General features: G+C 67.1%; 10 protein-coding genes. 5 read left to right on the top strand and 5 right to left on the bottom strand.

What is annotated here, in order from left to right; genetic code table 11:
• Window positions 1–799 (top strand): hypothetical protein (locus tag BKN37_RS23250; protein WP_071029297.1); only part of this gene is annotated, 799 nt, incomplete at its 5' end.
• A gap of 106 nt (window positions 800–905) precedes the next feature.
• On the opposite strand, the gene BKN37_RS23245 is transcribed toward BKN37_RS23250, so the two are convergent.
• Window positions 906–1,766, bottom strand: coding sequence for a helix-turn-helix transcriptional regulator (locus BKN37_RS23245; RefSeq protein WP_071029296.1), 861 nt, complete (start codon window positions 1,764–1,766; stop codon window positions 906–908).
• Between the two features lie 248 nt (window positions 1,767–2,014).
• Between BKN37_RS23245 and BKN37_RS23240 the strand changes: the two genes are divergently transcribed.
• Window positions 2,015–2,524: a MarR family winged helix-turn-helix transcriptional regulator gene (locus BKN37_RS23240; RefSeq protein ID WP_071029300.1), complete on the top strand. Its 510-nt coding sequence runs from the start codon at window positions 2,015–2,017 to the stop codon at window positions 2,522–2,524.
• 471 nt (window positions 2,525–2,995) lie between these two features.
• Window positions 2,996–4,063, top strand: coding sequence for a hypothetical protein (locus BKN37_RS23235; protein ID WP_071029295.1), 1,068 nt, complete (start codon window positions 2,996–2,998; stop codon window positions 4,061–4,063).
• A gap of 70 nt (window positions 4,064–4,133) precedes the next feature.
• Here the strand turns inward: BKN37_RS23235 and BKN37_RS23230 are convergent, their stop codons facing one another.
• On the bottom strand, window positions 4,134–4,970 hold the full coding sequence (locus BKN37_RS23230) for a DUF3097 domain-containing protein (RefSeq protein ID WP_071029294.1): 837 nt from the start codon (window positions 4,968–4,970) through the stop codon (window positions 4,134–4,136).
• A 120-nt stretch (window positions 4,971–5,090) separates the two neighbouring features.
• On the opposite strand from BKN37_RS23230, the gene BKN37_RS23225 reads away from it, so the two are divergent.
• Window positions 5,091–5,966, top strand: a complete 876-nt coding sequence (locus BKN37_RS23225) for a hypothetical protein (protein ID WP_071029293.1) — start codon at window positions 5,091–5,093, stop codon at window positions 5,964–5,966.
• A 36-nt stretch (window positions 5,967–6,002) separates the two neighbouring features.
• Here BKN37_RS23225 and BKN37_RS23220 read toward each other — a convergent pair whose 3' ends face one another.
• Complete coding sequence (locus tag BKN37_RS23220) at window positions 6,003–6,917, bottom strand: DUF389 domain-containing protein (protein ID WP_071029299.1); 915 nt, start codon at window positions 6,915–6,917, stop codon at window positions 6,003–6,005.
• 41 nt (window positions 6,918–6,958) lie between these two features.
• On the opposite strand from BKN37_RS23220, the gene BKN37_RS23215 reads away from it, so the two are divergent.
• Window positions 6,959–7,339, top strand: coding sequence for an MmcQ/YjbR family DNA-binding protein (locus BKN37_RS23215; protein WP_071029292.1), 381 nt, complete (start codon window positions 6,959–6,961; stop codon window positions 7,337–7,339).
• Between the two features lie 101 nt (window positions 7,340–7,440).
• Here BKN37_RS23215 and BKN37_RS23210 read toward each other — a convergent pair whose 3' ends face one another.
• A complete protein-coding gene (locus tag BKN37_RS23210) occupies window positions 7,441–7,686 on the bottom strand; it encodes a hypothetical protein (protein ID WP_071029291.1) in 246 nt (81 codons plus the stop codon).
• A 139-nt stretch (window positions 7,687–7,825) separates the two neighbouring features.
• Entirely contained in the window at window positions 7,826–9,346 is a 1,521-nt protein-coding gene (locus BKN37_RS23205) for a long-chain-fatty-acid--CoA ligase (RefSeq protein WP_071029298.1), read from the bottom strand.
• Window positions 9,347–10,521: the final 1,175 nt, after the last annotated feature.

The raw sequence follows: 10,521 nt of genomic DNA, 5'->3' as shown, positions 1-10,521 counted from the left end.
GCCCCCGTGGTATCCGCCGCAAACCCCGTGGTATCCGCCGCAACCGCCGGGCTATCCGCCGCAGCCCCCCGCCTATGGTCCGCCCACGAGCTACGGCGCCCCACCGGGCTACCCTCAGCCGGGATACGGGCCGCCGCCGGGCCGACGGTTCGACGCCGGGGAGGCTTTCAACTGGGCGTGGAACAAATTCAGCAAGAACGCCGCGGCGCTGATCGTTCCGTTCCTGGCCTACGGGGCGCTGCTCGCGGTGCCCACCATGATCGCGGTGGGAGTCATGGCCGGAGGGTCGGACGGCAGCGGCCCGGGAGCCGCCGCGGTCGTGATCGCCATGCTCTGCTACCTGATCGTGATTGTGGTGGCGATGCTCACCCAGGCCGCCTACCTGTCCGGGTGTTTGGAGATCGCCGACGGTAAACCGGTGACCATCGGGTCATTCTTCAGTCTGCGCAACGTCGGCCAGGTTCTTGTCGCCCTTTTACTGGTCGGTGGGCTGGTCTTCGTGGGCAGCCTGCTGTGCGTTATCCCGGGTCTCATCGTCGCGTTCCTGGCGCAGTTCACCATCCCGTTCGTCATCGACCGATCGCTACCACCGATGGATGCGCTCAAGGCCAGCTACACGACGGTGAAAAACAACATCGGCGACACGTTCCTGTCCTACCTGGTGCAGATGGCGGTGATCTTCGTCGGTGAGATGCTCTGCGGCGTGGGCCTCATCGTCGCGATGCCGGTCGCGATATTGGTTCAGGTCTACACCTATCGGCGGCTATCCGGCGGCCGGGTCGCCCCGGCGCAACCCTGAGGTTGGCGGGCGCCCTTTGTGCGCACCCCGCGCGCCGAGTGTGCGCTGACGGCGGAGTTTTCGCGATTTTTCCGCCGTGAGCGTACATTCGGCGGCCCTCCCGTGGCTACGGGGATGCCGCGGGGCGAGCGCGCCAGGCGCGGGGCGAGATGCCGTGGGTGCGGCGAAACACGCGGGTGAAGTACCCCGGATCGGGCAGCCCGACCCGCCGGGCGATCTCCCCGATCGCCAGGTGGGTGTCGGCCAGTAGTCGGCGGGCCTCGGTCATTCTCCGCTCGGTGATCCATTCCTGCACCGTGCGTCCGGTGCGGCGGCGCACGACGGTCGTCAAATGCCCTGCGGTGACGCCGACCTCGCCCGCCACATCGCGCAGCGACAACGCCTGGGAGTAGCGGTCGTCGATCACCGCGAACACCTCGGCCAGCAGTGGTTCGCCGCTGGAACGCAGATCCCCCACCGCCTCGTCGGCCAGCCGGGCCAGGTCGATCAGCAGCAGGGTCAGGTGCGCCAGCACCGCCTCGCGGTAGCCCTGCTTGCGGGCCACCAGTTCGGCTTCCATTGACTCAATCGCGGTGTCCCAGGCCTGCCGCCGCGCCGCGGGCACCTCTAAGCGCAGCACGCCACCGGGTTGTCCGTGCAGGAACACGAACAGCAGCCGATGCGCCCGCCAGGTCGGCCATGGCGAATGCCCGTCTCCGCCAAGGGCGGCCGGGTCGAAGAACACCCCGACCCCGCTCTCCGTGCCGCGCACGTGCGCCGGGTCGATGACTTCCCCCGCCCCGATCACATAGACGAGGCCCGCCGCCGGCTCGTACCACAGCGCAGGGAAGTTGTGGATGTGCTCGCGGTCGGACAACTCCTCATGGCCGACGCGCACCAGCGCCACCGGCGGGGCGTCCGGATGGGACGGGTACCGATACGCCGGCACGCCGCCCTGGTGCCGTACCAGGCGGGCCAGCTCGGTCATGGCGCTAAAGATAATCCGAGTTTCGTCGAGGATCGGCCAATTTCGTAGCGGCATGCTGGTTTTAGATGAAGGCCACCACCGAAGCATCCCCGGATCGCGGGCAGGGGTCGCCCGCTTGGTGGACGGTGGGTAGGCGGGGCTGCCCGCCGTCCACCAACAGCGTCCTCCCGCGGGGCACCCGCAGATCGTCCCGGTTTGGCCGACGATCGTCCCAGCCGGCGGCCGGTTACCGATTCAAGATGAAGGCGATGTCCGAACAGTGTCTTTGTCATGATGGTGCTGACGTCATCGACCCCGCCGAACAGCGCTGCCTAGACAGCTTTCTGGACTCGGCGACCCGGCTCTATCTGGCGTTGGATCGACAGCTGCTAGTCGCCCACGACGTCACCTTCTTCGACGCCCGACTATTGCAGGTGCTGGATGCCGCACCCGATGGCCGGCTGCGGGTGGGCGACTTGGCGGCCGAGTTGATGTTGTCGCGCAGTCGGGTGAGCCAACAGGTCCGCCGCATGGCGGCCGCCGGACTGCTGCACCGCAGTACCAGCCCCGACGATCGGCGCGGCGTGGTAGTCACCATCACCGACACGGGCCGGCGGCGTGCCGAACGGGTGCTGGTGACCTTCGGCAACTTGGTGCGCACCCACTATCTGGGCCCGCTGTCTCGCGCCCAGGTCATCGCGCTGGGTCACAGCTGCGCTCGGGTCAGCTCCGGGCTGAAAGCCGGCCAACCGGCCGCGGTGCTGAGCGGGGTGCAGTGATCGCGCTTAGTTAATTCATAGCTTTCTCGGTCCGGGAGTACTGCTAGACGTAGCTGGTGGAAAGCACCATTCCATACCCGTGTGGGTCCTAGTGCCCAGATCCCCGCGTCGAAAACTCTCGCATTGCGCCAACGCCCCAACCGAGCGCCGGCACAAGAGCGGAGAGGTCTTTGTTCGACTCCACGAGCGGATTCGTCGTTACTACATCGACACTGGCACAGCCTATCTCCGGTGAGACACGTTCTCATGGCTCCGCACAGATAGTTTCGATTTGACGCAATCCCCGCCCCTCTCACGTTCGCTGAAGGGTTGCCGGAAGCCCGCCCATCAGCGACTTTACGGATGCGTTGCATTGCAGGAAATAAACCGACATAAGCAACTTTAATGATTTGCTCGAAACACTCGTGAAACTCAGCATGTTATCAGGTAACTTTCCCGTGTCGTGCGTCACAGCCACCAAAAGGAGATCCTTTGCACGCCACCCTGCATCCCTACCTCACCGCCGGTGTCGCCCTCGTCGGCGCCAGCATGATCGCCGTCACCCCGGTGGCCGCGCCTCTGGTGACCGAGGTCCAGCAACGAGCCGTCGAACTCACCGCCGCCCCGGTAATCAACGACCCCAGCACCGATTGGCTGGAAATCTTCACCAAGGCCCTCGGCAACGTGGGACAAATCGGCACCGCGTGGGCCGAGCACCCATTCCCGATCCTGCAACAAGTCATCGACAACCAGATCGGCTACGCCGAAACCATCGGCGGCGCACTGCAAGGTTCCGTCACCGGCCTGGCCGCGTACTTCACCGGCGATGCACCGACTGCCCTCGGGTCGACGCTGCAGACGGTCATCACGGACCTCATGGGAGGCGACGCCGTCTCGGCGGCGAACGCGATCAACGCATCCGTTATGGCCCTGGCGCAGGGTGCCGGGTTTCCGCTGCTCGACATGCTGAAGGTTCCGATCGACATCACCTCGAACATCAGCAGCGCGTTGCAAACATTCGCGTTTCAGGTGCAGGGGATCGGTATCGGCGCCCTCAGTGCCATGGGGGCCGGAACGTATTCGCTGGGACTCAGCGCGCAAGCGATCATCGACGCGGTGGGTCAGAGCGATCCGCTGGCAGCGTTCGGTGCACTGGCAGGTGCTCCTGCCGCGTTCACCGACGCGGTCCTCAACGGGATCACCAAGGAATTCCTGGGCCACACGTCCTATGCCTACCTGGGGCTTCTCTCGCCGACGATTGGGCAGTTCGCGCAGAGTGTTGGCACCGGGTTGTTCGTGACGCTGCCGCAGGCGATCGCGGCGGCCATCGCGCCCGAGGACGCGAGCGCGGCGAGCTTGGCCGCCGTCGACCTCGCCGGAGTCGACTTGCCGAGCCTGCTCGGCGGGTTCACGCAGGCGTTCGAGGGCGCGCTCGGCAACCTCGGCGACCTGTTCGATCCCGCCCAACTGTTCGCCGAACTCGGCACCGTGGTGCCCGGCGTCTTCGCGGAAATCCCCCAAATGCTGCTCGAAGCCGCCACCGCCGCGATTCCGTTCTAGGGTCGCCACGCGGCGAGGGGTCTCCTTCCCGGAGCGGCCAGTCTTCGGGAAGGAGATCCCTCGGCGCGGCTCAGTCCTGGGTGACGAAGTCGATTAGCTCCTCGACGCGACCGATCAGCGCGGGCTCCAGGTCATTCCAGTCACGGACCCGGCCCCGGATCCGCTGCCACGCCTTCGCGATGTCGGCCTGGTTGGCATGCTTCCAGCCCAGCGCCTCGCACACCCCGTGCTTCCACTCCACCCCGCGCGGCACCGTCGGCCACACTTGGCGCCCAATCCGTTCCGGCTTGACCGCCGCCCAGATGTCGATGAACGGGTGCCCGACCACCAGCGTGTGCGCCCCGCCGGGGCCGCGCCGCACCGCGTCGGCAATGCGGGATTCCTTGGACCCGGCGACCAGGTGGTCGACCAGCACCCCGAGCCGCCGGCCCGGCCCGGGCCGGAACTCCGCGACGATGCCGGCCAGATCGTCGACGCCGCCGAGGTATTCGACCACCACCCCCTCAACCCGCAGGTCCTCCCCCCACACCTGCTCGACGAGTTCGGCGTCGTGGCGGCCCTCCACGTAGATGCGGCTGGCCAGCGCGGTGCGGGCGCGGGCCTTGGGCACCGCCACCGAACCCGACGCGGTGCGGGTCGGGGCCTTGGGGGCGGCGCGCCGCGGCGCGGTCAGGATCACCGGCTTGCCGTCGATCAGATAGCCCGGACCGACCGGGAAGCCGCGGGTGCGGCCGTTGCGGTCTTCCAGATCCATCCGGCCGTACTCGACCCGCACCACCGCGCCGACATACCCGGATTGCGCGTCTTCGACCACCATGCCGATCTCCACCGGCATCTCGGTGGACCGCACCTTGCGCGCGTGGTGGGGATTGTTGGCTAAGACGTCGGAACCGTAGCGATCGGGCACCGGAGCGATCCTAGGGCGCAGGCCCGCGCCCAACGTGCATCCACGGCGGGGTTTCCGCGATTTATTCCCAATGGCCGCACGTTGGGCGTGGTTGTCGGTGGCCCACGGCACACTCCGGTCATGGGGGCACCGTTTCTTGGCAGCGAAGCACTCGCCACCGGCCGGCTGACCTGGCACGCGCTGCGCAGCAGATATGTGGCGATCCATCCCGACGTCTACCTGCCGCGGGGCACACCGATCACCGCGTTGACCCGCGCCCGGGCGGCCTGGCTGTGGTCGCGGCGACACGGCGTGGTGGCGGGCCAGTCGGCGGCCGCCCTGCACGGCGCCAGGTGGGTGGACGCCCGCGCACCGGCGGAGATCCTGTGCACGAATCGCCGGCCGCCGCCGGGTGTGCGGGCCTGGTCGGATCGGATCGGCGATGACGAGGTCGAACTGGTCGGCGGCATCGCGGTGACCACGCCGGCGCGCACCCCGCTGGATATCGCGTGTCGGTATCCGCTGGGTCAGGCGGTCGCGGCCATTGACGCGCTGGCCCGCGCGACGCATCTCAAGGTCGCCGACGTGGAGCTGCTCGCGCAGCGCTACTCGGGTCGCCGCGGCATCCGGCGCGCCCGGGTGGCCCTCGATCTGGTCGACGCGGGCGCCGCGTCACCCCGCGAAACCTGGCTGCGACTGCTGTTGATCCGCGCCGGGTTTCCCCGGCCACAAACCCAAATCCCGGTCTACGACGAGTACGGCCAGCTGGTGGCGGTGCTGGACATGGGTTGGGAGGACCTCAAGGTCGGTGTCGACTACGAAGGCGATCACCACCGCACCGACCCCAGGGAATTCAACAAGGACATTCGACGTCAGGAGGCGGTGGCCGAGCTCGGTTGGAGCGACATCCGAGTCACTTGCGAAGACACCGAAGGCGGCATCCTCCGACGGGTCGGCGCCGCCCGCGATCGCCGAACGTGCGCTGACGGCGGGAATTTCGCCGAATCTCCGCCATAGCCGCACGTTCGGCGCGGTTGTCAGCGGGTCAGCGGGTCAGCGCACGGAGTTGGCGTGCCGGCGGCGCACCGCCAGCACCAGCACCCCGGCCACCGTGATGGACACCAGGTTGATCACCAGCTGCGCCACCGACTTGCCGACTACATCCCAGTCGCCGATCGTGGCGGCCACCACCGCGAACCCGGCGGCGGGCACCGTGGTCACCGAGATGAACACTCCCACCAGCGCCGCGGACTTCGCCGAGGTCAGCGACAGCATGCCGGCCGCGCCGGCCAGCAGCGCCACCACCACCGACAGGGGGCCGACCTGGAAGATGAAGTCGACGTGGCTGGTGCGCGGGTCGCCCAGGTGCACCCATCCGGCCGCCTCGCCGGCCAGGGTGGCCAGGCCGGTCACCGTCATCGCGACCGGGAACCCGACCGCCAGGGCCAGCGAGGCGCGGCGGGCCAGATCCATCCGGCGGCGCACTAGCGCCACCGACAGCGCCGCCAGCGGCCCAAACTCCGGGCCGACCACCATCGCGCCCACCACGGTCACCGTCGACTCGGTGACCACCCCGATCGCCGCGATCAGGCAGGCCAAGCACAGAAAAGCCAGGAAGGTCAGGTTGAGGGTGGATTCCTCGCGGGTGCGCCCGATCAGCTCCTCCCACACCACCGCGTCGGCGGGATCGCCAGCCGCCTTCTTCTCGGCCCGATACGCGCTCTTGGACACCACGGTGTCGATCACTTCCAGCGTGATTGCGCCGCGTTTGTCCAGCCGCAACGCCTTGAGCCGTTCGACGACGTCGTTGGCAATTTCCCGCGCGATGTCGGCGGTGATGACGTCGCCGGCCGGGTCCACGGCGGCGTCGCGGTGCAGCACCACGTGCGCGATGCCGGGTTCGCGGTCGAACAGCTGCAGGACGTGGTCGCGCAATTCGGTCGGGGCAATTACCCGCAAATGCAACACGACGCGCACCCTAACGCGTTGTTTGGGCGCACAATCGACATATGGCCACCTGGGACGATGTCGCCCGTGTCGTGGGTGAGCTGCCGCTCACCGCAGAGCAATCCCCGCACGACTGGCGGGTAGGCAAGAAGCTGCTCGCCTGGGAACGACCACTGCGCAGATCCGACCGCGAAGCCTTGGGCGCCGACGCCCCCAACGGCGACATCCTGGGGATACGGGTGGCCGACGAGGGCGTCAAGTTCGCGCTGATCGGCGACGAGCCGGAGATCTTCTTCACCACCCCGCATTTCGACGGCTACCCGGCGGTACTGGTCCGGCTGGACGCCATCGAGGAGCTCGGACTGCGCGAACTGATCACCGAGGCCTGGCTGACGCAGGCCCCCAAGCAGTTGGTCAAGGAGTACCTCGCCGAGCAGGCGTGAGGAGGCTCAGGCCGACCCTGTGCCCGCGCGCCGAACGTGCGTCCATGGCGGAAATTCGGGCGAAATGTCGCCATGGACGCACGTTCGGCGTGACGGGAACCTTACCGTTTTCCCGTCCGCGAGGGAGCGGTGTCTAAGCTGTCGTCGCGCAGGCTATCCCAGTCCACATCGAGTGCGACCACGCACCGTTCAGGCTGCACCGACGCCACGCGTGCATCCACGCACACGCCATCCTCAGGCTCGAACGCGATCACCGACTCGCCGATCTGCGGCGCAGGTCCCGCATACGACGCGGGCGTCTGGCCCGCCCGGTTCCGGCGGTTGAGGTCAATCTGAATCCGCCGCATCAGATCACCTACCTCTCCATGCCGGGTATCCACGCCGCGCCTTTTCCCAGACTATCGCCACGGCGTTGCAGTCGGGCATTTCGCTAAGGTCGCCGCAACCGACTAAGTAGTGCGCAGGGGGCTGAGGGGGACCCGACTACTACGGCTTGAGCTCCTTTTTGAGGATCTTTCCGGTCGGGCCCATCGGCAGCGACTCGACGATCCGCACCTCGCGCGGGTACTTGTAGGCGGCCAGCCGCGCCTTGCAGTGCGCGATCACGTCTTCGGGGGCCAGCGTCGCACCGGCCGCCGCGACGACGAACGCCAGCACCTCCTGGCCCAGCTTGGCGTCCGGCTTGCCGATCACCGCCGCCCCCGCGATGCCGGGATGTTCGAACAGCACCTCCTCGATCTCGCGGGGATAGACGTTGTAGCCGCCGCGGATGACCAGGTCCTTTTTGCGGTCGACGATGAAGAAGTAGCCGTCCTCGTCGCGGTAGGCCAGATCGCCGGTGTGAAACCAGCCGTGCCGGAAGGCTTCCGCGGTCGCTTCGGGTTTCTTGTAGTAGCCCTTCATCAGGTTGTGGCCGCGGATGACGATCTCGCCGACATGCTCGGGGCCGGCGGGCAGCTCGACATCGTTTTCGTCGACGACGCGCACCTGCACGCCCCAGATCGGTTTGCCGATCGAAAGCACTTTGCGCTGTTCGGCGTTGATGTTGAACGTCGTAGTCGACGCCGTCTCCGACAACCCGTATCCCTCAAGAATCACCACGCCGGGAAATTTCTCTTCGAAGGCGCGGATGACGTCGCCGGGAATTGCCGCGCCGCCGGAGACCCCCACCCGCAGCGCCGACAGGTCGCGGCCGGTGGTGTCGGCCTCCAGCAGCGCGTAGTACATGGTCGGCACCCCGGAGAAGATGGTGCAGCGGTGCGTCGCCAGCGCCTCAAGCACGGCCTGCGGCTCGAACCGCGGCACCAGCACCAGGGTGCCGCCGAACCGCACCGTCAGGTTGAGCACGCTGGACAGCCCGAACACATGAAAGAGCGGCAGCACCGCCAGGCCGACATCGTCGTCCCGGAACTCGAACAGTTCCCCGGCGACGGTGCAGTTCATGAACAGCTGGAAATGCGTCAGCTCCGCGCCCTTGGGCTTGCCGGTGGTCCCCGAGGTGTAGATGATGACCGCGGTGTCCTCGGCGTCGGTCGGCGCGATCTCACCGGTGTCCTCGCCGGCGTAAAGCTCGTCAAAACTGTGGGTGCCGGCGGGCCGCTGGGTGTTGCCGGGCAGGTTGACCACGTAGGTGCGCAGCCCGTCCACCCGCTCGGCGCCAGCCACGGCTTCCTCGGCGAACGATTCGAACGTGATCAGCAGCCGCGCGTCGGAATCGCTGAGGTGGTAGGCGACTTCCGGGGCGCGCAGCAGCGGGTTGAGCGGCACCATCACCGCCCCGGCCTTGAGGATGCCGAAGTAGGCGAACAAGAAGTGCGGCAGGTTGGGCAACTGCACCGCGACCTTGTCGCCGCGGGCCACCCCGAGCTGGGCCAGGCTGGCGGCGACCCGACCGGAGATGTCGTCGACCTGCGCGTAGCTGAAGGTCGTGTTGGCGACGTGGCACAACGGTTTGTCCGGGTGCGCGTGACGTGACTCCCGAAGCATGACGGCAAGGTTGAAACTCATCGAGCCCTCCTGTGCGGTGACGGTCGTCAGCATCCCCGATCAAGGGCGGTTTCGTGCGCGTTCCGCGGAACGGCGGGCCTCGGCACGCGCGTGCTGGTCAACCGCCACGAGCGAGTTGGTTAGCCTCCGTCGCTGGGCAACACCCTTCCCTGAGAGCTGCCTATGAACCGGCTATGCGACCTTCAGGTCGCCAGCAACCCCAGTCCGCGCTTGGCGGACTGCTGATATTGCGGTGGTCGCAGAAGCTCAGCAAAGAGCACGGCGGCCGCCGGCGGCACAGCATGGGGCATGGGGCCATCCCGTCGGCCCAACACACCCGGCCTGTTCGCGGCTAATTGCCTGCGGTATCGCGCTCGCGCCACACTGGCGCAGAAGGCGCGCAGTGGGACACTCCTCAGCAGGCAAAAATTTAGTCCGACATTTTGGATTTTTTCGCTTACGTTAAACCGGCCACAGTTAACGTTACGGGGGAACACCAGTTTGCGAGACCGGTACCGGCGACCAGGCGAGGGAGCGATGCGGCAAACACTCCTCGCTTGAATGAACGCGCTGGGAGCCAGGCCCACCACGCCACGGCGGTTGCCGCCCCCGTACCCGCGCGGCGGCCGTCCCGCGCGCACCGCCAGGACTTGCGCTCGGCAATATTGCCGGCGCGTGCGGTCGCCGCTTACAGCATTCCCGATCGACCAATACATTTTTATTATCTGTCTCACAGCTTTAATTATTCATGCCGGCGCCGGCCGAGAATTTGAGGCGCGTTTACAACCCTACGCAGGGACCAGACGTTAGCGGCATGCCCGCCGCCCGCCGTCCGCCGTCGCGGCAGTCGACAGCAAAGCCGCCGGGCAGATCCCGAGACCGTCGATACAGCAAATGACCTAATTGCCGCCCGCGCGATGGCGCATGCGCTGGCCGGTTCGGCAGTCCACGAACACGCAGTTGAGCAACTGCTCACCCGGTTGTGAAGCGTGGACCGCGGCTGGCGCGAAGGATCGCGAACCACCAAGGCCACGGCCGCGCGAATTATCTTTCACGAGTACGACAAATCGGGTAAGTCCCCTGGGGTGGTGGGGTTTCGGGACCGGGGCTGATCTGGACGGATCCCTGTTGGGGTGTGTCGATACCGGGCTTGGGGTGGGCCATCGCGTAGTGGTCAATGAGTTACCTACCAAAGT

Origin of the sequence: Mycobacterium talmoniae, from assembly GCF_001854525.1 — a bacterium.
GTDB classification, from domain to species: domain Bacteria; phylum Actinomycetota; class Actinomycetes; order Mycobacteriales; family Mycobacteriaceae; genus Mycobacterium; species Mycobacterium talmoniae.
Note: the sequence above shows the minus strand (reverse complement) of the source record. Positions and strands in the feature narration are given on the sequence as shown.

Bases quoted from the DNA above. Each gene is read 5' to 3' on its own strand.
- BKN37_RS23245 (WP_071029296.1), bottom strand. From the start codon at position 1,766: ATGACCGAGCTGGCCCGCCTGGTACGGCACCAGGGCGGCGTGCCGGCG.
- BKN37_RS23240 (WP_071029300.1), top strand. From the start codon at position 2,015: ATGTCCGAACAGTGTCTTTGTCATGATGGTGCTGACGTCATCGACCCC.
- BKN37_RS23225 (WP_071029293.1), top strand. From the start codon at position 5,091: ATGGGGGCACCGTTTCTTGGCAGCGAAGCACTCGCCACCGGCCGGCTG.
- BKN37_RS23215 (WP_071029292.1), top strand. From the start codon at position 6,959: ATGGCCACCTGGGACGATGTCGCCCGTGTCGTGGGTGAGCTGCCGCTC.
- BKN37_RS23210 (WP_071029291.1), bottom strand. From the start codon at position 7,686: ATGCGGCGGATTCAGATTGACCTCAACCGCCGGAACCGGGCGGGCCAG.
- BKN37_RS23205 (WP_071029298.1), bottom strand. From the start codon at position 9,346: ATGAGTTTCAACCTTGCCGTCATGCTTCGGGAGTCACGTCACGCGCAC.